General features: G+C 72.2%; 20 protein-coding genes and 1 tRNA gene. 10 read left to right on the forward strand and 11 right to left on the reverse strand.

Annotation, left to right across the window (positions count from 1 at the left end; genetic code table 11):
* Window positions 1-216 precede the first annotated feature (216 nt).
* On the forward strand, window positions 217-3,330 hold the full coding sequence (locus tag ACFU9E_RS08780; RefSeq protein WP_380682060.1) for an AAA family ATPase: 3,114 nt from the start codon (window positions 217-219) through the stop codon (window positions 3,328-3,330).
* Window positions 3,331-3,508: 178 nt separating this feature from the next.
* On the opposite strand, the gene ACFU9E_RS08785 is transcribed toward ACFU9E_RS08780, so the two are convergent.
* The 3 genes from ACFU9E_RS08785 to ACFU9E_RS08795 all read right to left on the reverse strand — a co-directional run bounded on the left by ACFU9E_RS08785 (window position 3,509) and on the right by ACFU9E_RS08795 (window position 7,174).
* The gene (locus tag ACFU9E_RS08785) at window positions 3,509-3,853 is read right to left on the reverse strand and encodes a hypothetical protein (protein ID WP_380682061.1); all 345 of its coding nucleotides are present in this window, start codon (window positions 3,851-3,853) and stop codon (window positions 3,509-3,511) included.
* A gap of 490 nt (window positions 3,854-4,343) precedes the next feature.
* The gene (locus tag ACFU9E_RS08790) at window positions 4,344-5,999 is read right to left on the reverse strand and encodes an extracellular solute-binding protein (protein WP_380683505.1); all 1,656 of its coding nucleotides are present in this window, start codon (window positions 5,997-5,999) and stop codon (window positions 4,344-4,346) included.
* Between the two features lie 32 nt (window positions 6,000-6,031).
* A complete protein-coding gene (locus ACFU9E_RS08795) occupies window positions 6,032-7,174 on the reverse strand; it encodes a substrate-binding domain-containing protein (RefSeq protein WP_380683504.1) in 1,143 nt (380 codons plus the stop codon).
* Between the two features lie 284 nt (window positions 7,175-7,458).
* Between ACFU9E_RS08795 and pyk the strand changes: the two genes are divergently transcribed.
* The 3 genes from pyk (at window position 7,459) to ACFU9E_RS08810 (ending at window position 9,653) form a co-directional block, all read left to right on the forward strand.
* On the forward strand, window positions 7,459-8,889 hold the full coding sequence (pyk, locus tag ACFU9E_RS08800) for a pyruvate kinase (RefSeq protein ID WP_380683503.1): 1,431 nt from the start codon (window positions 7,459-7,461) through the stop codon (window positions 8,887-8,889).
* Between the two features lie 111 nt (window positions 8,890-9,000).
* Window positions 9,001-9,348, forward strand: coding sequence for a type II toxin-antitoxin system RelE/ParE family toxin (locus ACFU9E_RS08805; RefSeq protein ID WP_380683502.1), 348 nt, complete (start codon window positions 9,001-9,003; stop codon window positions 9,346-9,348).
* Window positions 9,349-9,353: 5 nt separating this feature from the next.
* Window positions 9,354-9,653 carry a multiprotein-bridging factor 1 family protein gene (locus tag ACFU9E_RS08810; RefSeq protein ID WP_380683501.1) on the forward strand — a complete coding sequence of 100 codons (300 nt, stop codon included), beginning with the start codon at window positions 9,354-9,356 and terminating at the stop codon, window positions 9,651-9,653.
* 4 nt (window positions 9,654-9,657) lie between these two features.
* Here ACFU9E_RS08810 and ACFU9E_RS08815 read toward each other — a convergent pair whose 3' ends face one another.
* Together ACFU9E_RS08815 and ACFU9E_RS08820 are read right to left on the reverse strand one after the other, a co-directional pair.
* Window positions 9,658-10,443, reverse strand: a complete 786-nt coding sequence (locus ACFU9E_RS08815) for a helix-turn-helix domain-containing protein (RefSeq protein WP_380683500.1) — start codon at window positions 10,441-10,443, stop codon at window positions 9,658-9,660.
* Between the two features lie 102 nt (window positions 10,444-10,545).
* Window positions 10,546-10,628 (reverse strand) — tRNA-Leu (locus ACFU9E_RS08820).
* A 92-nt stretch (window positions 10,629-10,720) separates the two neighbouring features.
* Here ACFU9E_RS08820 and ACFU9E_RS08825 point away from each other — a divergent pair.
* On the forward strand, window positions 10,721-11,383 hold the full coding sequence (locus ACFU9E_RS08825; protein ID WP_380683499.1) for an ANTAR domain-containing response regulator: 663 nt from the start codon (window positions 10,721-10,723) through the stop codon (window positions 11,381-11,383).
* 62 nt (window positions 11,384-11,445) lie between these two features.
* On the opposite strand, the gene ACFU9E_RS08830 is transcribed toward ACFU9E_RS08825, so the two are convergent.
* The 6 genes from ACFU9E_RS08830 to ACFU9E_RS08855 all read right to left on the reverse strand — a co-directional run bounded on the left by ACFU9E_RS08830 (window position 11,446) and on the right by ACFU9E_RS08855 (window position 18,224).
* On the reverse strand, window positions 11,446-12,162 hold the full coding sequence (locus ACFU9E_RS08830) for an ABC transporter ATP-binding protein (RefSeq protein WP_380683496.1): 717 nt from the start codon (window positions 12,160-12,162) through the stop codon (window positions 11,446-11,448).
* Window positions 12,159-13,001: an ABC transporter ATP-binding protein gene (locus tag ACFU9E_RS08835; RefSeq protein ID WP_380683495.1), complete on the reverse strand. Its 843-nt coding sequence runs from the start codon at window positions 12,999-13,001 to the stop codon at window positions 12,159-12,161. The genes ACFU9E_RS08830 and ACFU9E_RS08835 overlap by 4 nt, the downstream gene beginning before the upstream one ends.
* Before the next feature lie 6 nt (window positions 13,002-13,007).
* Entirely contained in the window at window positions 13,008-14,939 is a 1,932-nt protein-coding gene (locus ACFU9E_RS08840; protein WP_380683507.1) for a branched-chain amino acid ABC transporter permease, read from the reverse strand.
* A gap of 5 nt (window positions 14,940-14,944) precedes the next feature.
* Window positions 14,945-15,874, reverse strand: coding sequence for a branched-chain amino acid ABC transporter permease (locus ACFU9E_RS08845; protein ID WP_380683494.1), 930 nt, complete (start codon window positions 15,872-15,874; stop codon window positions 14,945-14,947).
* Window positions 15,875-16,035: 161 nt separating this feature from the next.
* Window positions 16,036-17,265 carry an ABC transporter substrate-binding protein gene (locus ACFU9E_RS08850; RefSeq protein ID WP_380683493.1) on the reverse strand — a complete coding sequence of 410 codons (1,230 nt, stop codon included), beginning with the start codon at window positions 17,263-17,265 and terminating at the stop codon, window positions 16,036-16,038.
* A 545-nt stretch (window positions 17,266-17,810) separates the two neighbouring features.
* Window positions 17,811-18,224: a hotdog fold thioesterase gene (locus ACFU9E_RS08855; RefSeq protein ID WP_344342964.1), complete on the reverse strand. Its 414-nt coding sequence runs from the start codon at window positions 18,222-18,224 to the stop codon at window positions 17,811-17,813.
* A gap of 385 nt (window positions 18,225-18,609) precedes the next feature.
* Between ACFU9E_RS08855 and polA the strand changes: the two genes are divergently transcribed.
* The 5 genes from polA to ACFU9E_RS08880 all read left to right on the forward strand — a co-directional run bounded on the left by polA (window position 18,610) and on the right by ACFU9E_RS08880 (window position 25,930).
* Window positions 18,610-21,291, forward strand: a complete 2,682-nt coding sequence (gene polA, locus ACFU9E_RS08860) for a DNA polymerase I (protein ID WP_380683506.1) — start codon at window positions 18,610-18,612, stop codon at window positions 21,289-21,291.
* 115 nt (window positions 21,292-21,406) lie between these two features.
* Window positions 21,407-22,096 (forward strand): hypothetical protein, encoded by a 690-nt coding sequence (locus tag ACFU9E_RS08865; RefSeq protein ID WP_380688754.1) that lies wholly within the window; start codon window positions 21,407-21,409, stop codon window positions 22,094-22,096.
* Window positions 22,097-22,538: 442 nt separating this feature from the next.
* Window positions 22,539-23,666, forward strand: coding sequence for a DUF3103 family protein (locus ACFU9E_RS08870; RefSeq protein WP_380688756.1), 1,128 nt, complete (start codon window positions 22,539-22,541; stop codon window positions 23,664-23,666).
* A gap of 105 nt (window positions 23,667-23,771) precedes the next feature.
* Window positions 23,772-24,533: a GNAT family N-acetyltransferase gene (locus ACFU9E_RS08875; protein ID WP_380688758.1), complete on the forward strand. Its 762-nt coding sequence runs from the start codon at window positions 23,772-23,774 to the stop codon at window positions 24,531-24,533.
* Window positions 24,534-24,742: 209 nt separating this feature from the next.
* Window positions 24,743-25,930, forward strand: coding sequence for a glycosyltransferase (locus ACFU9E_RS08880; protein ID WP_380688760.1), 1,188 nt, complete (start codon window positions 24,743-24,745; stop codon window positions 25,928-25,930).
* The last annotated feature ends 1 nt before the right edge of the window (window position 25,931 follow it).

Genomic DNA, 25,931 nt, shown 5'->3' on the forward strand with positions numbered 1-25,931 from the left:
GCGGTGCCCGCACGGCAAGTGGAGGGTGTCCCTCCGGGCGGTTGTGCGGCTCGGCGGCCGGTCGGGCGGATCCGCCGCCTCACGGTGAGAACCGGACTCGCCGGTAACGCGTGGTTAGCACGTCAAGCCGTTTTCCCGGTACAACGGCGGATGCTGCCCGTCCGGTCACTGGCGGAAGGCCGGGAAGGGCAGAAGGCGAGAAAGGAGCAACCGGGGATGAGTGTCACCACGTCGACCCACCTCGCGGAACGCGAACCACAGCTCAGGCTGATCGCGGACCGGGCCGAGGCCGCCCGCCGCGGCACCGGCCACCTGCTGCTGATCACCGGCGCCACCGGCACCGGCCGCACCGCGCTGCTCGCCGAGGCCGCCCGCCGCGCCGCCGTCGACGGCACCGCCGTGCTGCGCGCCCGCTGCTCGGTCGAGGAGACCGCCACTCCCTACGCGGCCGCCCGCCAGCTCTTCGACACCGGCCCCACGCCCACCGGCCCCTACGACCGCACCGCCCGGAGCACGCCGCGGTCCGTGCCGGTGTCCGCGTCCGCATCCACGTTCACGGCCGCGGGCGCCGACGCCGACAGCGACGCCGACACCGCCGGAGCCACCCTCTGGTCGCTGCTCCGCCTGCACGGCAGCCACCACCCGCTGGTGCTCGCCGTCGACGACATCCACCTCGCCGACGAGCCCTCCCGCCGCTGGCTGCGCCAGGTCGCCCGCCGCATCGACCGGCTGCCCGCCCTGCTGATCGTCACCGAACACCGGCAGGCCACCCTCGGCACCCCGTCCGACCGCTTCGCCCGCGACCTCACCCCCGACCTCGCCACCACCCTGCGGCTCGCCCCGCTCGGCACCCCCGCCGCCGTCCGGATCGCCCGGCAGCGCCTCGGACCCGGCACGCCCCCCGGGCTCGCCGCCGACTGCGCCCGCGCCAGCGGCGGCAACCCGCTGCTGCTCACCGCGCTGCTGGCCGACCTCGCGGCGGGCCGGGCGGATTCGGTGGACGGGGCGGACGAGGCGGACACGGCCGACGGGGAGGGCACCGTCGCCCTGCCCGCCGCCCTGCCCGAACGCTGCGGCGCCCTGCCCGGAGGCGCCTTCGCCGAAGCCGTCGACACCTGGCTGCACGGCGCCGGCCCACAGGCCGTCACCGCCGCCCGCGTCCTCGCCCGGATGCGCGAACACCCCGCCGCCGACACCACCCCCGCCCCCGGAACCCCGCACCTCGACCCCGTCCCGCTGGTCGCCGAACTCACCGCCGCCGACCCCGGCCGGCTCGCCGGCTGGCTCGCCCACCTCACCCTCCACCGCCACCTCGAAACCCCCGGCCCCGGCCACTGGCCCCGCTTCGCCCACCCGCTGCTCGCCGACGCCGTCCTCACCGGACACGCCCCCGGCCACCGCGCCGAAGTCCACCTCGCCGCCGCCGAACACCTCCACCGCACCGGCGCCCCCGACGAAACCGTCGCCGGCCACCTGCTGCTCACCCCCGCCCCCACCCCCCGCTGGGCCGCCGACACCCTGCGCCGCGCCGCCCGCAAGGCCGCCGAGGCCGACCACCCCGCCGGCGCCGCCGCCCTGCTGCGCCGCGTCCTCGCCGAACCCCTCAGCGACCGTCAGCGCGGCCTGCTGCTCACCGAACTCGGCAGCCTCGAAGTCACCCTCGGCCCCGACGAACGCACCGTCGGCCTGCGCCACCTCGCCGAGGCCGTCCACCTCCAGCAGACCGACGAAGGCGTCTTCCGTGCCGCCAACACCCTCGGCGCCGTCCTCGCCACCCGCGGCGACACCGCCGCCGCCCTCGAACTCATGGACGAGCTCGCCCACCGCTTCGTCGACCAGGAGGACGTCCTCCACGCCGTCCAGGCGGCCACCGCCCAGATCGCCGCCCACGACGGCCGCAGCTGGCTCCAGGTCGTCGAAGGCGTCCAGCGCCTCGCCACCCGCACCCCCCAACGCCTCGCCCCACCCGCCTTCGCCCTGCTCACCGAGTTCGACGCCACCAGCGGCCTGCTCTCCGCCACCGAGGTCGCCGCCCGCATCCAGGAACTCGACGCGGCCCCCGTCGACCCGCTCTGCCGCTCCTACCTGCTGGTCTCCCTCGCCACCCTCTCCCAGTGGGCCGACCTCCTCGACCAGGCCGACGAGATCGTCGCCCGCGGCTTCGCCTGCTACCGGGGCGGCCCCCTCGACCCCGGCTACCAGTGCCTGCTCAGCGTCCGCGCCGAGACCAGGATCATGCGCGGCGAGTACCAGGCCCTGCTCGACGACTACGCCCTCACCGCCAGCGGCTCCGGCCCCGCGGCCTCCGTCACGGCACCCGTCCCCGCACTCCGCCAGGCCACCCCCTGGGGACCGTCCGGACTGCCCCGGCCGCGCCCCTGGGACGCCCCCGGCCTCCCCGACGCCGCCCCAGGCCCCTCCTGGTGGACCCCCGCACCCCACCCCGCCACCGACGACACCACCCCCGGCCGCTACGCCGAACTCCTCGGCCAGCAGAACGCCCACCTCGTCGCCCAGAGCGTCATCGCCCTCGTCGAGACCGGCCGCCTCTGGCAGGCCCACGGCCTCGCCCGCGCCGTCGCCGCCGACCGCGCCCAGGACTCCTGGGAATGGAACGAGTACCTCTACGCCCGCGGCCTGCTCCGGCTCGCCTCCGGCGAACCCGCCGAAGCCCTCGCCGACCTGCTCGAATGCGGCCGCCGCCAAGGCGAACGCCAGGTCCACAGCCCCATCGTCACCCCCTGGCGCTCCGTCGCCGCCGAATGCCACCTCCAACTCGGCGAACCCGGACCCGCCGTCGCCCTCGCCGAGGAGGAACTGCGGCTCGCCCGCGTCTGGGGCACCCCCCGCGCCGTCGGCCGCGCCCTGCGCTCCCTCGCCGCCGCCACCGGCGGACGCCACGGCCTCGACCTCGCCACCGAAGCCGTCCACCTGCTGCGCGAGGCCGAGATCGACACCGAACTCATCCCCGCCCTCATCACCCACGGCCGCCTGCTCGGCGACGGCGGCCGCCGCGGCGCCGCCCGCCGCGCCCTGCGCGAGGCCGCCGGCCGCGCCGAACGCCTCGGCGCCGTCCGCCACCGCGCCGCCGCCCTGGAGTCGCTGCGCGCCTCCGGCGCCCGCATCGGCCGCGCCGACCACGCCGGCGCGGAGGCGCTCACCGACAGCGAGCTGCGCATCTGCCGCCTCGCCGCCGCCGGGCACTCCAACGCCGAGATCGCCGCCATGCTCCACCTGGCGGTCCGCACGGTCGAGACCCACCTCACCAACAGCTTCCGCAAACTGGGGGTGCGGCGCCGCCTGGAACTGTCCGGCGCCCTGGAGGCCTGACGGGGGAGCGCGGGCCGCGTCGCGGGGCGGTGCCGGTGGGGACCGGCCCCGGAGCAGGGGCGGGACGGTGCCGTGGGGCTGACGGGCCCGGAAGTCTCGACAGGCGGTGCAGGTGTCGGCGGGTGTGCTGCGGCCGGCCCCGGGGGGTGCGTTTCCGGGACCGGCCGTGGGGTTCTGGTCAGGACGCCGGGACCAGGGCGGCCATCTCGTCCACCGCGCGGGCCAGTTCGGCCGCCGGGTCCGCCCCGTCCGGCACCCACGGCTGCCAGGTGAGCGCCCGCAGGTAGCCGTCCACCGCCAGCGGCAGCCGCCGGCGGACGATCGGTTCCGTGGTCGGCCCCGGCCCGGCCGTGCGCAGCCGCACCAGCAGGCCCGGCACGTTCGCCGCCGGCGGCAGCGGCGCCGAGCCGACGAACGCCGCCAGCTCCTCCAACTGCGGCCAGATCCGCGGCGCGGGCGGGGCCGCCGCCAGAGCCGTCGACGGAGCCTCCGGCGCCGCCGCGGCCGGGGCCCTCAGTGGCACGGCGCGACCGGGCAGGGGGCCCCGGGCACGAGCCGCGACGGAGGGCCCCGCCGCCTCCGACGACAGCGCGGGACCGAGGCCGCGCCGGTCGGGCTCGGACGGCGACGGGGAGGTGCCGGGCCTCGGGCCCGGCCCGGAGCCTTTCCCGGACCCGCCGTCCGAGCCGGTCCGCGAGCCCGTGCCCGTGTCCGAGCCACCCCCGGAGTCCTTCCCGTCGTCCCCGTCGTCCCCGCCCCCGCGCCGCGTGGACCGGTCGTCACCGGGATCCTTCGGCCACAGGAGCACCGTCGCGACGTACGACCCCGCCGCGATCAGCAGCCACATCGCCGGCGGAGCCTGCAGGAAGTACGCGGCCGTCCCCGTGGCCACACCCGCCCCTCCGGCCACGGAGAAGCGGGTGGAGTTCAGGTACGCCCGGACCCGGCCGCCGGAACCGCCGGGACCGGCGGGCCCACCAGGCCCGCCGGTCCCACCGTTCCCGCCGCCACCGTTACTGGTAACCACGGATCTCCTCGAACGCCCCGTCCAGCGAGCCCGTCCCGTCGAACAGCTTGCCGCCGGTCAGGTCCGCGATGCCCTGCAACTGGCCCTTCGCCGCCTCGCCGAACAGGATCGGGAACACCGGCACCGACTTCTGAGCCGGCGACAGCCCGCCGAAGAAGGCCCGGAAGTCCTGCTCCGTCGCCCCCTGGTTGCTCTCCCCGTCCGTCATCAGCACGATCGAGGTGAAGCGGTCGTCCTTGGCGGCCGACTGCTGCCGCTCGATCACCCGGTACGCCTCCTCCAACGAGGAGTACACCGCCGTCCCGCCCTCGGCCGACAGCGCCTGGACGTCCCCGTCGATCGCCTTCAACTCCTTGTCGGAGTCCGAACCGGGAGGCACCGAGTGGGTCTTCGTCGACTTCACCTTCTCCGCGAACGAGATCAGCGTGACCTCCTCGCGCTCCCGGAAGCTCCGCACTCCCCGGGTGTCGTCCGTGCCCGTCAGCCGGCCCATCGCCGACTTCAGCGACGCCAGCCGGGCCCCGTTCATCGACCCCGAGGTGTCCAGCACGTACACCGTCCGCGACGGCCGGCGCAGCTCGTTCTGGTACGAGGACAGCAGCCCGTCCGCCACCGCCCGGGTGCCCGGGAACGGCAGCTCGTGGAGCCGCTCCGTCGACAGGCCGGCCGCCGGGGCCGCCCCGGGCGTGACCGGCCGACGCAGCGTCAGCTCCGAGATCCGCTTCTGCACGTCCGGCTTCAGCAGGTAGGCGGTGAGCCGCTGGAACGACTCCCGCTCCCGCTGCTGCGACGAACTCAGCAGGGTCAGCGGATAGTTCGCCGAGATCACACCGTCGGTCGGGCGCACCACGGTGAGCTGCTGCTCGGCGGGCAGCGTCTTGTTCAGCGACAGCAGCACCGACTCGTAGTTCACCAGCGCCCCGACCGACCCCTGCTCCGCCCGGCTGTACGCCTGGGCCAGCCAGCCGGACGAACCCGAGGTCAGCTTCTGCCCGGTGAAGAACTGCTTGAGCTGCGGCGCCGCCTTCTGCACGTCCGCGTCGGTCAGCGCCGAGGTCGCCCCCGAGAACGCCGAGGCCACCGCCACCAGCGCGGAGAAGCCCGAGTTGGACCGCGACGGGTCCGCCATCCCGTACGCCAGCTTCCCGGAAGCCGCGGCCTCCGCCAGATTGCCCCAGGTCACCTTCGAACCGTCGCCCCACGCCAGGTCCTTGAGCACCGAGGAACGGATGCCGAAGGCGACCGGGGAGGCCATGACCGGCGTCTCGGAGAGCAGCTTCGACCTGCTGCCCTCGTCCAGGTGCAGATACTGGTTCGACGGGAACCAGATCGCGTCGTACTTGCCCTCCGCCCTGCCCGAGGACACCGCGTCCGCGCCGTCCAGCGAGCCCGTCCAGGCGAACTGCACGCTCACCCCGGTGGCCTTCTGGGCCTCCTCCAGCACCGGCGCCATGTCCTGGAGCTCACTGCCCGCGAGCACGCGCAGCACCCCCGGCTGCGCGCTCGGCGCCGGCGGCTCGCTGGTCCCCGGCGGGGCGGGCGTGGGCGTGGGCGTGGGCGCGGGCGAGGATGTGCACGCCGTCACCGTCGCCACCAGGAGGGCCAGCCCGACGGCCAGGCCCCGAACACCGCTCTTGCGCATCGTCCTTGCTCCCGTCCCCATGTCCCCCGTCATCACTTCTTCACGGCCTGGACCAGGCTCTTCATGATCTCCGGCCTCGGCACCGAGGCCAGGCCGATGCCCGCCGCACCCAGATCGGGCGCGAAGGTGAACCCCGGCGTGCCCGGCGTGCCGTTGAGACCGCGCACCTCCGCCGCGAACTCCTCCGTGCCGGCCACGCTGCCCGTGGGCCGGAAGCCGTACTTGACCTCCAGCTCCCGCAGCTTCGGCTCCTCGGTCAGGACCTTCCCGAGCTTCAGCCCGTCCGGGGTGAACCCGACGAGCGTGTGGTCGGAGGTGATGGTGACGTCGGGGTAGAGCATCACCATGTCCTTCGGCATGCTCCCCGTCCCGTCCAGGGCCAGGCGGAGCACCTGGGACTCGTAGGCGAGCACCAGCGGGTGGCCGTTGTTGGAGACGAAGTCGTTGAACGGCTCCTCCGTGGAGTTCTTCATGCTCCCCTGCTTGTTGATCGCGTCCCTCAGGGCCGGTGCGATGGCGTCCACGGTGGCCTGGTCCTTCACCACCTGCTTGTTGTTCAGCAGGTAGGCGACCATCGCGATGTAGAGCGTGCCGGACGAAGAGGTCTCGGGATTCGTGGTGGTCAGGAAGATGTCCCCGCTGAGGGAGCTCGGCCGGTTGGTCGCGTTGAGCTGGTCCCACCTCCGGCCGGCACCGACCGCCTTGAGGAACTCACCCATCGAGAACGTCCAGAGCTTGGAGCCCGGATCCTGCTTCGCCAGGTTGTTCTCCTTGAGGACGTTGGCGACGTCCGTGTGCGTGACGATCACCAGCGGCGAGTAGAACGGCCGGGCCAGGGTTCCGGTCACCTGGTTCTGGTGCGCGACCTCGTCGGCCGGCAGCTGGCTGGCCGGGAAGACGAAGTCCGCCGACTCCTTCTTGACGTCGTTCATCTGCCAGGAGCCCGCGCTGGCCACGCTGACGTCCAGCCCCTTCGCGGCCAGCGCGGCCTTGACCCCGGAGTCCTGGAAGAACGCGTTCTTCTCCGACCCGACGACACCGGTGATCTTCGCGACGGGCGGCGTCGGCGGCGTTGGCGGATCGTCAGGGGAATCGATCCATTTGAGGACCGTGAACACCAGACCGCCGACCACCAGCAGTGCCACCGCGGCCCCGAACCACGCACCACGCCTCATGCCGGACGCTTCCCCCTCGCTGGAACCACTTCCGGACCCCGGCACCGCACCGGGATGACGAGCGTCCCGCCGTGCCACGTGCGGCGGCGGAAGCGGCGGTGAACCGGAGGTGAACACACCTTCACGGAATCGCATCAGGGGACGGGTGCGGGGCGACTCCGGGGAACCTCTCGCACGCCGGTCCGACGTTGTGTCAGATTGTTCAACTCTCCTTACGGCAACGGCCATCCCGTTGTCCGGACCCGCATCGTCGTTACGCGCCGGTAATGCCTACTCTCAGCACTATGCGCCGAGCAAAAATCGTCTGTACCCTCGGGCCCGCCACCGACACCTACGACCAGATCAAGTCCCTGGTCGACGCCGGGATGGACATCGCCCGACTGAATCTGAGCCACGGCTCCCACGCCGAGCACGAGGAGCGCTACCGCCGGGTCCGCAAGGCCGCGGACGAGACCGGCCGAAGCGTCGGCGTGCTGGCCGACCTTCAAGGCCCGAAGATCCGCCTCGGGACCTTCATCGAAGGCCCGGTACTTCTCGAACGCGGCGACGAGTTCACCATCTCCACCGACAACGGCGTCGACGGAGACCAGAACGGCTGCGGCACCACCTACCCCGGGCTCGCCGGGGACGTCACCGCCGGCGAGCTGATCCTCGTCGACGACGGGCGGGTCACCCTGGAGGTCGTCGAGGTGGCCGGACCGCGGGTCCGCTGCGTCGTCGTCGAGGGCGGCCTGGTCTCCGACCACAAGGGCCTCAACCTCCCCGGGGTCGCCGTCTCGGTGCCCGCGCTCAGCGAGAAGGACATCGCCGACCTGCGCTGGGCCCTGCGGGCCGGGGCCGACCTGGTCGCGCTCTCCTTCGTCCGCAGCGGGCGGGACGTCGAGGACGTCCACCGGGTGATGGACGAGGAGGGGCGCCGGGTCCCGGTCATCGCCAAGATCGAGAAGCCGCAGGCGGTGCAGAACCTCGACTCCATCGTCGACCGCTTCGACGGCATCATGGTGGCCCGCGGGGACCTGGGCGTCGAGATGCCGCTGGAGGAGGTGCCGATGGTCCAGAAGCGGGCCGTCACGCTCGCCCGGCGGAACGCCAAGCCGGTCATCGTGGCGACCCAGATGCTCGACTCGATGATCAACTCCTCCCGGCCCACCCGCGCCGAGGCCTCCGACGTCGCCAACGCCGTCCTCGACGGCACCGACGCGGTGATGCTCTCCGGCGAGACCTCGGTCGGGAAGTACCCGTCCGAGACGGTCCGCACGATGGGGCGGATCATCGAGGCCGCCGAGCAGGACATCCTCGCCGACGGGCTGTCCCCGCTCACCCCGAGCAACAAGCCCCGCACCCAGGGCGGCGCCGTCGCCCGGGCGGCCGCGGAGATCGGCGACTTCCTGCACGCCAAGTACCTGGTGGCCTTCACCCAGTCCGGCGACACCGCCCGCCGGCTGGCCCGCTACCGCTCGCCGATCCCCGTCCTCGCCTTCACCTACGAACCGGCCGTCCGCAGCCAACTCGCCCTCACCTGGGGCGTGGAGACCTTCCTCGGCCCCTTCGCCCCCACCACCGACGAGATGGTCGAGCAGGTCGACGCCGCCCTGCTCTCCCTCGGCCGCTGCCGCAAGGGCGACATCGTCGTCATCACCGCAGGATCCCCGCCCGGCCTCGCCGGCTCCACCAACCTCGTCCGCGTCCACCACGTCGGCACCCTGGACGACTGACCCATAGCAGCACGTTTGCGCGAGGGCGGCATCCCCCATGTCGGGGAATGCCGCCCTCGTCGCGGTCCCGAAGGCGGAGCGGACCACTGGCGGCTTCATACCATCCGTGTTATGACATGGGGAGAAGTAGAGCTCGAACCCGAGGTCCGGGACTGGATCCTCGGCCTGGGGCAGGAGGCGCAGGAGACCGTGGCCTTCTACGTGGACCTGCTCGCGGACCGGGGTCCGCTACTTGGTGAGCCCCACAGCAGACAGCTGGACGGCAAGCTCCGCGAGCTCCGGTTCCACCTGGTCGAGCTCGACATGCGGATCACATACTGGATCGCATCGGGCAGGAGGATCATCCTGCTCACCGTGTTCCGCAAGACCCGGATGCGGGAGAGTGTCGAGGTCGACCGGGCCGGGCGGGCACTGCGACGCTGTGCGGCGGAGCGGCACACCGTCGACGAGGAGGAGTGAGCGTGATGAGTGAGCGAACGTCCTGGCGGGCCATGCGGGAGGAGATCCTGAACCGCCCGGGCGCGGGTGGCGCCTATGAGGCGGCTCGCATCCGGTTCGAGCTCGGCGAGACCGTCCGGCTTCGTCGGGAAGCGCTCGGCATGACCCAGACTCAGCTCGCGGCGGCTTGCGGTATGCAGCAGCCCGCGATCGCCCGTTTCGAGGCCGGCGGCACGATGCCCACCATCGTCGTTCTCGAACGTCTCGCCTCGGCCCTCGGCATGCGCCTCACCGTGGAGTTGGAGCCCCTGGACCGGGCGAGCTGAGAAGTCAGTACTTGGGGCCGATGTAGGTGTCCATGAGCGCCACGGACTCCTTGCGGGCGACCGAGATGTTGACCTGGCCGGTCGGCCGGGGGGCCGAGGCCTTCCACTGCACGCCGACGGCGTCGAGGGTGTCGGTGAAGAGGCGGATGATGTCGGTCGAGGTGTTGGTGAAGAAGTAGCGCGGGTACTCGTAGCGCTTCTGGACGCCGCCGACGGTGCGGGTCGTCCAATTGGTGATCCGGCAGCCGTCGGAGTGGATCAGGCCGCGCAGGAACTCCCAGGGGTGGGCGTCGACGATCTCCTGCTGCCAGGGCTCCAGGGCTATGGTGCGCTCGTGCTTCTTGCCGGCGCCGTGCTGGGGGAAGTGACAGTACAGGTGCTGCGAGTAGAGCTTGACCACGTAGCAGCCCGTCCGCCGAATGCGACACGGACTGTTGCGTGGCATCACCTGGCGCATGGCCTGATCGACGGCGTCGATGATGCCGGGCCACTTGGCATCGCAGGTGATGAAGAGGCTGGGGCTGCGGTGCTGTTCGGGCCAGGTGATGTGGCCGTCGCCGAGGTAGAGGCCGAGGAGGTAGGCGTAGGCCGGGCGGTCGAGTGTGTCGCCGAAGCAGTGCGGACAGGTGGATCGTTTCCGGCCAGGAAGCCGGTCGCGCTTGGCGAGGTCCTGGTGCTTCCACCAGGAGACGGTGCCAGGCGGAACATCGAACCGGCGAGCAACCTCGGTGTTTGCAGCGCCTGCACGGAGGAGACGGACAGCCTGTTCGCGCACGGAATTCGTGGTCATGTGCGCCAGTTTTGGCGGAGTCGTGGGCTGTGGCAGGGGTTCTACTGAAAGCCGCTCGATGTGATGAACTTCCCACTGCCTGGGAATATGAGGAAAATCCTGTGCCGAGTGTGGGATTCGAACCCACACGCCCTTTCAGGCAATCGCTTTTGAGGCGATCGTGTCTGCCCTTCCACCAACTCGGCGAGTCGCGCCCGTGAAGGATACCCTGCGCGCATCGTCCGGCGCAGCTAGGTACCCTCGTGCATGCAGTACCCCCGCCGGAACGAGGAGCCCCGTGAGCACCGCCGACGAGCAGGCCGAGCCGCTTGAGACCGATTCGCCCCAGATCACCCGGATTGTGATCGCCGAGGACGAGGCGCTGATCCGTCTCGATCTGAAGGAGATGCTGGAGGAGGAGGGGTACACCGTCGTCGGGGAGGCCGGGGACGGAGCCACGGCGGTCCGGTTGGTGGAGGAACTGAAGCCGGATCTGGCGATCCTGGACGTGAAGATGCCGGTGCTGGACGGGTTGTCCGCGGCCGAGCAGATCCATGAGCAGCACCTGGCGCCGGTGCTGATGCTGACCGCGTTCTCGCAGCGGGAGCTGGTGGACCGGGCGCGGGACGCGGGGGCGATGGCGTACATCGTCAAGCCGTTCTCCAAGAGCGACCTGGTGCCCGCGATCGAGATGGCGGTGTCCCGGTACACGGAGATGCGGACGCTGGAGGAGGAGATCGCGGATCTCACCCAGCGGCTGGAGACCCGGAAGCTGGTGGACCGCGCGAAGAGCGTGCTGCAGACCAAGTTCGGGCTGAACGAGCCGGCCGCGTTCCGGTGGATCCAGAAGACGTCGATGGACCGCCGGATGACGATGGCGGCGGTGGCCGAGGCGGTCATCGAGGAGGGCGCCGCGCAGGACCGCAAGAAGGCCGAGGAGGCCGCGGGCGGCGCGGAGTAGCGGAGGAACGGGAGGGGCCCGGCACACGCGTGCCGGGCCCTTTGCCGTGGAGCGGGGCGGGGTCAGTCCTCGCCGAGGTAGGCCTTGCGCACCGACTCGTCGTGCAGCAGGTCGGCGCCGGTGCCCTGGAGGACGATGGCGCCGGTCTCCATGACGTAGCCGCGGTCGGAGAGGGAGAGCGCGGCCTGGGCGTTCTGCTCGACCAGCAGGATGGTGGTGCCGTCGGCCTTGAGCTCGACGATGGTCGCCATGATCTTCTGCATCATCAGCGGCGAGAGGCCCATCGAGGGCTCGTCGAGCATCAGCAGCTTGGGTCGGGACATCAGGGCCCGCCCCATGGCGAGCATCTGCTGCTCGCCGCCGGAGAGCGTGCCGGCGGCCTGCTTGCGGCGTTCGCCGAGGATGGGGAAGAGGCCGTAGGCGCGGTCGACGTCCTTGGTGATGCCGTCGGTGTCGCTGCGCAGGAAGGCGCCGAGGAGGAGGTTCTCCTCGATGGTCATGCGCGGGAAGATGTGCCGGCCCTCGGGGGAGTGGGCGAGGCCGAGGGCGACGATCTTGTGGGCGGGGACGGCGGCGAGGTCCTGCCCGTCGAAGGTGATGCTGCCGGCGGTGGGCTTGAGCAGGCCGGAGAGGGTGCGCAGGGTGGTGGTCTTGCCGGCGCCGTTGGTGCCGATCAGGGTGGTGACCTCGCCCTGGTTGACGGTGAAGCTGATGCCCTTGACGGCCTCGATCTTGCCGTAGGCGACGCGGAGGTCCTGGACGTCGAGGAGTGCGGTCACTGGTCGGTCTCCGTAACGGGGGCGGTGCCTTCGAGCGGGGCGCCGAGGTAGGCGGTGATGACGCGTTCGTCGTTCTGGACGGTCTCGCGGTCGCCCTCGACGATCTTCTGGCCCTGGACGAGCACCGCGGTGCGGTCGCAGAGGTTGAAGATGAACCGCATGTCGTGCTCGATGACGAGGACCGAGACGCCCCGGTCGCGGATGGCGAAGACGAGCTCCTCGGCGGCGCGGGTCTCCTGCGGGTTCATGCCGGCGGTGGGCTCGTCGAGCAGCAGCAGGCCGGGGTCGGAGGCGAGGGCGCGGGCGATCTCCAGCTTGCGCTGCTCGCCGTAGGGGAGGTTGCGGGCGAGGTGGTCGGCCTTGCCGGCGAGGCCGGTGAACTCGAGGAGTTCCATGGCCTTCTCGCGGCTCTCGGCCTCGGAGCGGTGGAAGCCGCGGCCGCGCAGGACGGCGGAGAGCAGCCCCTGGCGCATCCGGCTGTGCCGGCCGACCTGGACGTTCTCCAGCACGGTCATGTTGGCGAAGAGCCGGATGTTCTGGAAGGTGCGGGCGATGCCGGCCTGGGTGACGAGGTGGGGCTTGGGCGGCAGGACGGTGCCCTGGTAGGTGACGGTGCCCTCGGTGGGGACGTAGAGGCCGGTGAGGCAGTTGAAGAAGGTGGTCTTGCCGGCGCCGTTGGGGCCGATCAGGCCGATGATCTCGCCGCGGCCGACGGTGAGCGAGACGTCGTTGACGGCGGTGAGGCCGCCGAAGCGCATGGTGACGCCGGAGACGTCGAGCAGGGGGCCGTCGGTGCCGGCCGAGGGGGCGGCGGGTGCGGGGGCGCTGGTGGTGGTCATCGGGGGTCACGCCCCTGCCTTGGTGAGGGCGACGCCGTCGCCGGTGGGTTGCGCGGGGATGGCGGCCTCGTGGAACTCCAGCTGCCGGCGCCGGTTGGGGATGAGGCCCTCGGGGCGGACGCGCATGAGGACGATGAGGGCGATGCCGAAGGCGAGCAGCTGGTAGTCGGCGAGGAACTCCAGCTTCTTCGGGATCAGGAAGAGGAGCGTGGCGCCGGCCAGCGGGCCGCTGATGGTGCCCATGCCGCCGAGGATGACGGCGGCGAGCAGGAAGGCGGAGTTGGGCGGGAGGGCTTCGGCGAAGGTGTACTGGTCGGGGGTGACGGTGTAGCTGACGTGGGCCTGGACGGTGCCGGCGAGGCCGGCGAGGCAGGCGCCGAGGGCGAAGGCAAGGAGCTTGAGGCGGAAACCGTTGATGCCCATGGCCTCGGCGGCGGTCTCGTCCTCGCGGATGGCGACCCAGGCGCGGCCGATGCGGGAGTTGCCGACCCGGGCGAAGACCAGCACGACCAGGGCGGTGACGAGCAGCATCAGCAGGTAGTAGTTGGAGAACCGGCCGAGTTCGACGCCGAGGACCGTGGTGGGCTTGCCGAGGTCCCAGCCGAGGATCTGGAGGTCGGGGATCCGGGGGATGCCGTTGGAGCCGTTGGTGATCTTGGGGCCGGTGGTGCCGTTGAGGTTGAGCATGGTGATGCGGAAGATCTCGCCGAAGCCGAGGGTGACGATGGCGAGGTAGTCGCCGCGCAGCCGCAGGGTGGGGGCGCCGATGACGACGCCGAAGACCATGGAGACGGCGGCGCCGGTGAGCACGGCGGCCCAGAACGGGAACTGGACGTGGATCGGCGAGGCGGGGGAGCCGGAGACCAGGGCGGCGCTGTAGGCGCCGACGCCGAGGAAGGCGACGTAGCCGAGGTCGAGCAGGCCGGCGAGGCCGACGACGATGTTCAGGCCGAGGGCGACGGTGGCGAAGATCAGGATGTTGGTGGCGACCGAGGTGTACTGGTCGCTGGTCTGGGTGAAGGGGAAGCTGGCGGCGGCGGCGAAGGCGGCGCCGGTGGTGACGGTCTGGTACTTGACGGTCAGCGCGCGCAGCCGGGCGAGCAGGCCGGAGCGGCCGAGTGCGGCGACCACGGAGGCGGCGAGCAGCAGGTAGCCGGTGAAGAGTTCGCCGTACTCGGTGTCGATGCCGAAGGTGATGGCGAACAGGCCGGCGGCGAAGGCGACGACGATGAGGCCGACCTCGGCCCAGGAGGGCAGTTCGCGGGGGGCGGGCAGCGGGCGCTGGACGGTGCCGAGCCGCAGCCAGGTGTTGGCGAGGTGGCCGAGCTGGACGAGCAGCACGGCGCCGGCGGCGAGGGCGAGGCCGCCCGCGAGCGCGGTGAGGACGGGCGCGACCGGCTTGTCGTCGGGGATCGCGTGGGTGGCGAACCAGACGGCGGGGGCGATCGGGACGAGCAGGAAGAGCCGTCGGTCGAGGATGCGCGGCGGGACGGCGGTGCGGCGGTCGAGCGGCAGCCCGAGGGCGCCGGTGACGGCGAGCAGGGAGCCGGCGGCGAGGGCCCAGCCGCCGGGTTCGAGGTTGGCGAGGCCGCCGAGGTCGCTCGCGATGGACAGGGCGGAGAACCAGCCGACGGCGAGGGCGCCGGTGGCGGCGAAGAGGACGGCGTTGTGGCTGTGCCGGGGGGCGGCCCAGCGCAGGCCGGGCACGCCCTGGGTGGCGAGCAGCAGCAGGAGGGTGACCAGTCCGGCGGTGAGGGCGAGCCACTGGAGGCCGGCCGGGGAGCCGTAGTAGGTGAGGTCGCCGGGGTAGTCGGAGGTCCAGGTCCAGGGTGTCAGGGCGGAGCCGGTGACGGCGAGGGCGCCGGCGCCGGTGAGCAGGGCGGCGGTGCGGCCGGGGAGGGAGATGACCGGGGTGGTTTCGGTGCCGGTGGTGGTCATGGTGCTCACGCCCTGTCCGCGACGCGCTCGCCGAGCAGGCCCTGGGGCCGGACGAGCAGGACGACGATGAGGAGTACGAAGGCCCAGACGTCCTTCCAGGCGCCGCCTCCGAAGAGGTGCATGCCGGGCAGGTGCTGGATGTAGCCGGTGGCGAGGGCCTCGGCGAGGCCGAGGGTGATGCCGCCGAGCATGGCGCCGTAGATGTTGCCGATGCCGCCGAGGACGGCGGCGGTGAAGGCCTTGAGGCCGAGCAGGAAGCCCATCCGGAAGTCGACCTGGCCGCTGCGCAGGCCGTAGGCGACGGCGGCGACGGCGGCGAAGGCGGCGCCGATGGCGAAGGCCATGACGATGATCCGGTCGGTGTCGATGCCCATGAGCTTGGCGGTGTCGGGGTCCTGGCTGGTGGCCTGCATGGCGCGGCCGGAGCGGGTGCGGGTGACGAACCAGCCGAGGGCGATCATGCAGAGCGGGGCGGCGATGATCAGGAAGAGGTCGCTGCGCTGGATGGCGACGGAGCCGATCTCGAAGGGGTCGCCGGGGATCTTCGGGAAGACCCGGGCCTTCTTGGCGTCGGGGTAGAAGGCGAAGACCAGTTGCTGCAGCGCGATGGACAGGCCGATCGCGGTGATCAGCGGGGCGAGCCGTGGTGCCGTGCGCAGGGGCCGGTAGGCGAAGCGTTCGGCGGCGACGGCGGTGAGGGTGGAGACCAGGATGCCGGCGACCAGCATCAGCGGTAGGGCCAGCCACAGGGTGGTGCCGCCGGGGAGGGCGAGGTAGGCGGTCAGGGCGCCGAAGCCGCCGACCATGACGATCTCGCCGTGGGCGAAGTTGATGAGCTGGACGATGCCGTAGACCATCGTGTAGCCGATCGCGACGAGCCCGTAGAGGGCGCCGAGGATCAGGCCGTTGGCCAGCTGCTGCGGTAGGTCGTGCACCGCTGGGCCTCCGTTGTGCGTGTGGGGTGTCCGTGGGTGGTGGATGCGGGTGCGCGCGGGGGCACTCGTGATGCCCCCGCGCGGTCGACTCCGTTGTGCTGTGGCCGGCCTGACGGAGCGTCGGGTCGGGTCGGCGCCTTCGGGGTTCAGCCGTTGGGGGTTCAGCCGGCGAAGGTTCCGGACTTCTCCACGGCCCACTTGCCGTCCTTGACGGTGTAGACGGTGAGCTGCTTGTTGGTGGTGTCGCCGAACTCGTCGAAGGAGACCTTGCCGGTGACGCCTTCGAAGGAGACCTTCTGGACGGCCTTGACGACGGCGGCGCGGGCGTCGGCGGGGAGCTTGTCCTTGTTGGCGGCGGCGACGGCCTTGACGCCCTGGATGATGGCCCAGGCGCTGTCGTAGGAGTAGCCGCCGTAGGTCTCGTAGGCGTCCTTGAAGCCGGCGGCCTTGTAGTCGGCGATGAACTTGGCGGCGGTGGGCAGCTGTTCGACGGGCAGGCCGACGGCGGTGGCGAGGTCGCCCTGGCCCTTGGGGTTGAGCTTGATGAAGTCGCCGCTCTGGATGCCGTCGCCGCCCATCAGCGGGACGGTGACGCCGGCGTCCTTGAGCTGGAGGGAGAGCGGGCCGGCCGCGGGGTACTCGCCGCCGTAGTAGACGGCGTCGGCGCCGGAGGACTTGACCTTGGTGACGACGGCGGCGAAGTCGCGGTCGTCGGGGTTGACGTGCTCCTCGCCGACGACCTGGCCGCCGTTCTTGAGGAACTGGCCCTTGAAGGTGGCGGCGAGGCCGGCGCCGTAGGTCTTCTGGTCGTCGATGATGAAGACCTTGGTCTTCTTGGCGTCCTTGACCAGGTAGTTGGCGGCGAAGGGGCCCTGCACGGCGTCGGTGGTCGCGGTGCGGAAGTAGGTCTCGAACGGGCGGGCCTTGACGCCGCTGGCCCACTTCTCGCCCTGGCTGAGGGCGACGCCGGTGTTGGCGGGGGAGATCTGGACGAGCTTGGCGTCGTTGAAGATCTGCTGCATCGACTGCGCGACGCTGGAGTTGAGCGGGCCGACGACGCCGATGACGTCCTTGTCGCCGACCAGCTGGGTGGCGTTCTGCTGGCCGGGGCCGGGCTTGCCGGTGTCGTCGAGGGCCTTGAGCTCGAACTTGATGCCGGGGACCTCGTGCTTCTCGTTGGCCTGCCGGATCGCGAGGTCCACGGAGTTGCGGATGCCGAGGCCGAGGGCGGAGAGGTCGCCGGTGAGCGGGGCGTCGACGCCGATGAAGACGGTGGTCTCCTTGCCCTTCGCGTCGTCCCCGGACTTCTTGTCGTCGCGGGAGCCGCATGCGGTGAGGGTGAGGGCGCCGATCACGGCAATGCTCACGACAACTGCTGAACGATGACGCACGAGGGTCCCCTTCGGTTCAGGAGGGCGCCGCGCCTGAACGGCGGGAGCCTGGATGCGCGGTGGGCCTGGCCCATTCCGTGTGGCGCGGTGACTGGCCGTGACTCTAGATGTCGGTCGGCGGCTCGGGCAGTGGTGCGGCGAGGCTGTGATTCTCTTGTTATGAGCACACAGAGAAGTCGTCTCACCATGTGGTCGTTCCGGCCCGACCGATCCGTCGGCGCCAGGGGTTCTTTCCTCAACTCGCCCTATGTAAGGCGTAGAAGGGCAGGTTACTCCTGGCCTTGCCGATAATCGGACAGTGGTGTTCACGGTGCTGGTGGCGGGCATGCGCGTCCGAATATCGGACAGCGATGGATTCGGTGAGCCGCTTTCGTCAGTCCCGACCCCCGAAACTGTCAGTTGCTTGGATGTCCTACTTGTTACGCAGTGTTACATCACTGAAAAATGCCCGGACATGCCGCCGCCCCCTTGTCCAGACCAACGACTGCCCAGGGCTGTCGGAGGTCAAACAAGGGGGCGGGCAAGGGATTTGACGAACTATCGGCTCAGAGGTCGCGCAGCATGCAGGTGAGGCGGCAGCTGGTGACCCGCTTGCCGGTGTCGTCGGTGATCGCGATCTCGTAGGTGGCGGCCGTGCGGCCCTTGAAGACCGCCGTCGCCACGCCGGTGACCAGGCCGGAGGTGGCCGAGCGGTGGTGGGTGGCGTTCAGGTCCACGCCCACCGCGTACCGGCCCGGGCCGGCGTGCAGCATCGCGCCGACCGAGCCCAGCGTCTCGGCCAGCGCGGCCGAGGCGCCGCCGTGCAGCAGGCCGTACGGCTGCTGGTTGCCGTCCACCGGCATGGTGCCGACCACCCGGTCGCCGGAGGCCTCGACGATCCGGATGCCCAGCTTCTCGCCGAGCCGCCCGCCGGAGAAGGTGGCCGGGTCCACGCCGAGCCGGGCGAAGTGCTCCAGCATCTCCGGCGAGACGTCGAGGAGGGGGGCCTGGACGCCGCCGTCGGGGGTCGCGCCGGGCGCCGCGCCGGAGGTGGCGGTGGCCGGGTCGGTGGCCGGGTCGGTCATGGGGGGCTCCTGCCGCTCGGGGGTCACGTCGTCGTGCTGCCTGTGATCGTACGACCGTCCTACTCGGCGGTAGAGACGGTGACGGGAGAAGCCGGGTGTGGCGGCCGGGGCACGAGTGCACCCGAGGGGCGCCCGCCCCGGGCGTGCCCCTTTTGTCGGCGGCGGGCCCTAGGATCGGTGGCCGGTAGTGGAATCGGCAGGAACGGACGTTGACGTGGCTACGCAGAGTACGGACAAGGGCGCGGCGGGTGGCGGCGGAGCCGGGTCGCGGCCCCGCCTGATGCTGCTCGACGGGCACTCCATGGCCTACCGGGCGTTCTACGCACTGCCCGTGGAGAACTTCAACACCTCCACCGGCCAGCCCACCAACGCGGTGTACGGCTTCGCCTCGATGCTCGCCAACACCGTCCGGGACGAGGCGCCCACCCACCTCGCGGTCGCCTTCGACCTCTCCCGCCAGACCTTCCGCTCGGTCGAGTTCCCCGACTACAAGGCCAACCGGGCCAAGACCCCGGACGAGTTCCGCAGCCAGGTCGGCCTGATCGGCGAGCTGCTCGACGCGATGCACGTGCCGCGGCTGACCGCCGAGGGCTTCGAGGCCGACGACATCATCGCGACCCTGGCCACCGCCGCCGAGGCGGCCGGCTTCGACGTCGACATCGTCACCGGCGACCGCGACTCCCTGCAGCTGGTCACCGAGCACATCACCGTGCTGTACCCGACCAAGGGCGTCTCCGAGCTCACCCGCTACACCCCGGAGAAGGTCGCCGAGAAGTACGGCGTCACCCCCCGCCAGTACCCGGACCTCGCCGCGCTGCGCGGCGACCCGTCCGACAACCTGCCCGGCATCCCCGGCGTCGGCGAGAAGACCGCCGCCAAGTGGGTCAACCAGTTCGGCTCCTTCGACGAGCTGGTCGCCCGCGCCGACGAGGTCAAGGGCAAGATCGGCGAGAAGCTGCGCGAGCACCTCGACTCGGTCAAGCGCAACCGCGTCCTCACCGAGCTGGTCCGCGACGTCGAACTCCCGCTCGGCGTCGGCGACCTGGCCCGCGCGCCGTTCGACGCGCCGGCCGTCGGCGCGCTGATGGAGTCGCTGGAGTTCCGCAACGCCAACTTCCGCGACCGGGTCTTCGGCATCGACCCGGCCGCCGCCGAGCCCGAGGCCCCCGAGCTCGCCCCCGGCGTCGAGGTCGACGGCGAACTGCTCACCGACCCCGGCACCCTCGCCGCCTGGCTGCGCGAGCACGCCGGCGGGAAGTCCCCGGTCGCGCTGGCCGCCGTGTACCAGTGGGCGCTCGGCAGCGGCGAGGTCACCGAGGTCGCGCTGGCCGCGGGGGAGACGGCCGCCTGGTTCGACCCGGCGCTGCTCGCCGAGGAGGACGAGCGCGCCTTCGCCAACTGGCTGAGCGACCCGGCCGCGCCCAAGGCCCTGCACATCGCCAAGCAGGTCATGCGCGCCTTCGCCGAGCGCGGCTGGACCATCGAGGGCGTCGTCGCCGACACCGCGCTCGCCGCCTACCTGGAGAAGCCCGGCCGCCGCACCTTCACCCTGGAGGTGCTCGCCGAGGAGTACCTGGGCCGCTCGCTCGCCCCGGCCCCCGCCGCCGAGTCCGGCCAGCTCGCCTTCGACGCCCCGGAGGAGGACCCGGCCGCGCACGCCCAGGCGCTGATGCTCCAGGCCCGCGCCGTGCTCGACCTCGCCGCGCTCTTCGACACCCGCCTCTCCGAGGTCGGCGCCACCGAGCTGCTGCGCGACATGGAGCTGCCGATCGCCGCCCTGCTCGCCCGCATGGAGCGCACCGGCATCGCCGCCGACCGCGACTGGCTCACCGGCCTGGAGGCCCAGTTCGCCGCCGAGATCCAGCGCGTGGTGGAGGAGGCGCACGCCGCGGCCGGCCACGAGTTCAACCTCGGCTCGCCCAAGCAGCTCCAGGAGATCCTCTTCGGCGAGCTCGCCCTCCCGAAGACCAAGAAGATCAAGACCGGCTGGACCACCGACGCCGACGCGCTCACCTGGCTCGCCACCCAGACCGACAACGAGCTGCCGGTCATCCTGCTGCGCCACCGCGACCAGGCCAAGCTGCGCACCACCGTCGAGGGCCTGCTCAAGACCGTCTCCCCGGCCGGGCGCATCCACACCACCTTCAACCAGATGGTCGCCGCCACCGGCCGGCTCTCCTCGCAGGACCCCAACCTGCAGAACATCCCGGTCCGCACCGAGGAGGGCCGGATGATCCGCCGCGCCTTCGTCGTCGGCGAGGGCTACGAGTCGCTGCTCACCGCCGACTACTCGCAGATCGAGCTGCGGATCATGGCCCACCTCTCCGAGGACGAGGCGCTGATCGAGGCCTTCGCCAGCGGCGAGGACCTCCACAGCACCGTCGCCTCCCAGGTCTTCGAGGTCCCGCGCGACGCCGTCGACGCCGAGATGCGCCGCAAGATCAAGGCGATGTCCTACGGCCTGGCCTACGGCCTCTCCGCGTACGGGCTCTCCCAGCAGCTCGGCATCAAGCCCGCCGAGGCCCAGGGCCTGATGGACACCTACTTCGAGCGGTTCGGCGGCGTGCGGGACTACCTGCACCGGGTCGTCGAGGAGGCCCGCGCCACCGGCTACACCGAGACCCTGCTCGGCCGCCGCCGCTACCTGCCGGACCTCAACAGCGACAACCGCCAGCGTCGCGAGATGGCCGAGCGGATGGCGCTCAACGCCCCGATCCAGGGCTCGGCCGCCGACATCGTCAAGATCGCCATGCTGCGGGTCGACGAGGCGCTGCGCACGGCCGGGCTCACCTCCCGGATGCTGCTCCAGGTGCACGACGAAATCGTGCTGGAGCTGGCGCCGGGCGAGCGCGCGCCGGTCGAGGCGATCGTCCGCGAGCAGATGGCCGGCGCCTACCCGCTGCGCGCCCCGCTGGACGTGTCGGTCGGCGTCGGCGCCGACTGGGAGGCCGCCGCGCACTGACGGCACTGACGGCACCGGCTGCGCTGACGGCCCGTCAACAGGCCCCGGGCGCCGCTTCTTCGAGGCGGTGCCCGGGGCCTTTCCGGCGCCGGGGAGCGGTCCTACCCTGGCGGGTATGCCTGCCGATGAGGTGCTCCGCCGCGGCCGTGACGGCACCACCGCGGACCTCGTGTTCGAGTCGGGCGGGGGCTCCTGGTCCGCCGCCGCGCTCCTGGTGCTGCGCACGCTCGCCGTCCTGCTCGCCGTGGGCCTCGTCTTCCTCCCCGCCGGCATCCTGGTGGTGGCGGTCGCGGTGATCGTCGGTGCCACCTTCGTGGGCGCGGTGACCGTCTGCGGGGCGCTGTGGGCGGCCGCCGCGCTGCTCCTGTGGCCGTTCGCCGCGGTCGCCGAGCTGCGGTCGGTCCGCCGGGTGCAGTTCGCCCCGGCCCGGGCTCCGACCGAACTGCGTTTCGTCCGGGGTGCCCGCGCCGGCGCCTGGGCCCCGATCTCCGGCCTGCGGCGCATCCAGCTGGACGAGGCCGTGGAGGAGCCCTACGAGGGCGACCCCCGGGCGGCCGCCCGCACCCTCACCATCACCGTGGTGACCCTGACCGGTGACGACGGCCGTCGACACCGGATGCCGGACGGTACCGACGTCGACGCGCTCCAGCGGTCCCTGGAGGACCTGCTCGGCCCGGCCGGTGTCCCCGTCCTGCGCCGCACCGAACGGCGCGTCCGCCGCAAGCCCCCCGTCCCCGCCGGCGGCTGGGTGTACGGCGGCTCGGGCTCGGCCAACTCCGGCGGGGGCTTCTCGGGCGGCGGGTGAGCCGGAGCGGGCGGCGCGTCGCGGGCCGTGGCGGCGGCGCTCGCCCGGGTGCTGAACCCGGTGGGGTTCCGGTGGAGTTCAGCGCGGTCCGGCGAACGGCGCGGAAACTCCCCGCGGCGTCGGCCCGCCCGCCCGTCGACGCCCGACCCGGCGGGGCCGTCCCCGCGGACGCCGCGCCTGAGGACGTCCGCCCGGCGGCGCCCCGCCGGAGCAGCGGCCCTGAGTGCCGGCCGCCGGCCGCGGACCGTCGTGCCGCCGTCCGCGCGCCCGGGAGCCGGTGGGGCGTCGCCGGAACGCTCCGGTCCGCCGTTGCGGCTGCGGGGGCTTGATACCGGGTCAGGGAGGCTCTTCACTTGTCATGGCGCCGTCGTTCTCGGTCGCGGCGCCGAACCGTCCGCACCCATGCTCCGACGCCTCACCCGACGAGTCTGGAGATCCCCTCATGTCCCAGTCCCGCCTGCGGCGCGCCGTTGTCGCGCTCACGGCCCTGCCCCTGCTCGCGCTCGGCGCGGGCCAGGCCGTGGCCGCCCCGACCCCGGCCCCGATCCCCGCCGCCTCCCAGGTGACCGCGATCGAGGACGAGGTCGCCCGCACCCTGGCCGCCTCCCTCGCCGACCCCGCCCTGCGCGAACGGCTACGCTCGGCGACCGCCGCCGCGCCCGCCGGGGCCGAACTCGCCCCGCTGGCCGCCGGCCTGTCCGGCCCGGCCGCCCGCGGGCTCGCCGACGCCACCACGCGCGCGGACCTCGGCATAGCCGCCGCCAAGGGCCTCGGCGCCGACCTCGGGCCGCTGCTGCGGGTCCAGCTGGCCGACCCGTCGATGCGGGCCGCCCTGGACGCCGGCGCCGCGCCGCTGGTGGCCACCGCCGGCACCGACGAGCACGCCCGCAGCGTCCGCGCCTACGACACCGCCGGCCGGGTCCGCGGCCTGGACGCCGCCACCCTGCCCACCCGCCCGGTCTACCTGGTCGACATCGACACCGCCAAGGCACTGAAGGCCGGGATCGCCGTGCTCCAGCGGGAGTTGGGCACCCGCGGCATCGCTCCCGCGGCCCAGGCGCCCGCCGCCGCGCAGGCCGCCGGCTGGTGGGGCACCAAGATCACCTCGATCGAGGTGAACGACGACGAGGAGCCCTGGTTCAAGGGCGCCGCCGAGATGTTCAGCCTGGTGTCCGGCTTCGGTCTGGACGGCAAGGTCCGGGTCGACTCGGTCGCCATGCCGTACCTCCAGTACGACCACACGGTGTACTACCCGAACCAGATCCTGGTGAACTGGTCGAACTACAAGTACAACCTGGCCGACGTCGTCCTGATGGAGGACGACGGCGACACCAACTACCTGGCCCTGGCCCAGGCGGTGGCGGCCGTCCTGCTCACCATCGCCGACCAGGGCGCCTACATCCCGCTGGTCAACGCCGTCCTGGCGGCGCTGCCCTCGAACTGGTGGACCGACGACCCGGACTACGTCGAGTCTTGGTACACCCTCGCCCGCACCAGCACCGGCCGGCTCAACGGCGCCCGCGCCAACGGCTGGATGACCGTCGAGCCGTACTGGGTCAGCGCACTCTGACGGGCCCCCGCCGTCACCGGGCCGGCGCCGCGCGTCCGTGTGCTGCACCGGCCCGCAGTTGATCAACCCGTGTCAAGAAGTCGATTTCGTACTACCGTGGGCCCGATGACGACGGAATCCAGGACGACCGGCCAGTCCGCCTCCCCGGCCGGGGCGCCGACGCTCCAGGCCCGCAACTCCGCCGCGTTCTGGACCGCGACCGGCGTGTCCCGGGGCCACGAGGTGATCCGGCGCCGCGGGTTCCTCGCCGTCCACGGCGACGAGCGGGCCGGCGGGCGGATCCTGATCCAGGAGCCCGACCTCGACCCGGGCGAGGTCGCCGAGGTGGGCGAACTGGTCCGCCGGGCCGCCGGTCCGGTGATCGTCGAGGATCCGTTTAGCTCGACGGACCTGAGCCACCTGGCCCTGCGCACCTGGCAGATGCCGATCATGCTGCGCCCGCCCGGCCCCGTCGACGCCCCGGCACTGGAGGTGACCCGGGTGCGGCGGCCCGAGGACCTCGGGGCGGCGGAACGGATCGTGATCGAGGGCTTCGAACTGACCGCATTCGAGCCCTACCGCCCCGGCGAGCTCTTCCCGGCCCGCCTGATCGAACAGCCGGGCGTGGATGTGTTCGTCGCCTCGGTCGACGGCGTGACCGCGGGAGCCGGCGTGAGCGTCGTGGCCGACGGCATCGCCGGCCACTACTGGATCGCCACCTCCTCGGCCTTCCGCTCCCGCGGCGTCGGCCGCGCCGTCATGCTCGGCGCCCTCGCCCACCTGACCAACCTCCCGGCCACCCTCACCGCCTCCAAGCTGGGCCGGCCCCTGTACGAGTCCCTGGGCTACACCGTCGCCTCCCCCTCGACCTGGTGGGCCTCGGCCTGAGACACGAGGCCGAGCGCAGGAAGTCGGTCCCGCCGACTTCCTGCGAGCTCGTGGGTGGGTGCGTCGCACACGTGCACTCGACGGGGTGAAGTCGCCCACGGCATCACGCAGTTCGAGCGGCGCCGACGAACCTGGCCCCCCTGGTGGCCTGCTAGTGTCCGCCGTGTCCGGCGCCGCTTGCCAGGCACGGACGGATGGAGAGTGCTTCTGTGATCAGCGATGCCGTCGGCCGCCACCCGGAGCGGCCTTTCCGGCTGATCGTGACGGGCGGCGGAACCGGCGGTCACACCTATCCGGCGCTCACAGTGGTCCGCACAGCGCGGGCGAGACTCGCCGCCGTCGGCCGGGCGCTGGACGTTCTGTGGGTGGGCACGGCGGACAGCTTGGAGTCCCGTGTCGCGGCGGGTGAGGGGATCCGGTTCGCCGCAGTCGCCACGGGGAAGATCCGACGCCACCGGAATCCGATCAAGATGGTCTCCCCGGCGAACGTGCGGGACATGGCGCGTGTGCCGCTCGGTATCGCTCAGGCCCGCGCAGTGGTCTCCCGGTTCCGCCCTGACGTGGTGCTGGCCACGGGCGGATACGTCGCGGTTCCGGTGGGCATCGCCGCTTCGCTGTGTCGTCGTCCGCTCGTCGTCCACGAGCAGACGGTGCGCCTTGGCCTGGCCAATCGGACACTCGCGGGACGGGCGGCACGCATCGCGGTGTCGTCCGAGTCCACGCTTCCGCTGCTGCCGGAGGCGTCCCGGTCGATCGCGGTCGTCACCGGCAACCCGGTGCGGCCCGAGATGCTGGCCGGTCACGCGGACAAGGCGATCCAGTCGCTCGGGTTGCGCGGCTTCCGCCGTGACCTGCCGACCGTCTACGTCACGGGAGGTGCGCAGGGCTCGGAGCAGATCAACGGATTGGTGGCCGAGGTTCTGCCCTGGCTGCTGACCGGCGCCAATGTGATCCACCAGTGCGGCCCGGCGAACGTCGAAGCCCTGCGGGCCCGCGCCGAGGCCCTTCCCCCGCATCTGGCGTCCCGGTATCTGCTCACCGGGTTCGTCGGTCCCGAGTTGCCCGATGTCCTCGCGCTGGCCGATGTGGTGGTCTCCCGGAGCGGGGCGGGCACGATCGCGGAGCTGACGGCGCTGGGCAAAACTGCCGTCCTCGTCCCCCTCGCCAGCTCGGCGGGCAACGAGCAGGCCCACAACGCCAGACACCTGCACGACGCGGGGGCGGCGGTCGCCCTCCTCGGTGATGTGACGGCGGAGCGGCTCCGGGAGGCGGTCGATCCGCTGCTGACGGATGCCCATCGTCGTGCGGGTATGGCTGAGCGGGCGCGCTCCTACGGCCGGCCGGACGCCGCCGACCACCTGGTGGACCTGCTCCTGTCGGCCGCCGTCGAACACTGAT

Origin of the sequence: Kitasatospora sp. NPDC057595, assembly GCF_042800875.1 — a bacterium.
Classification (GTDB): Bacteria; Actinomycetota; Actinomycetes; order Streptomycetales; family Streptomycetaceae; genus Kitasatospora.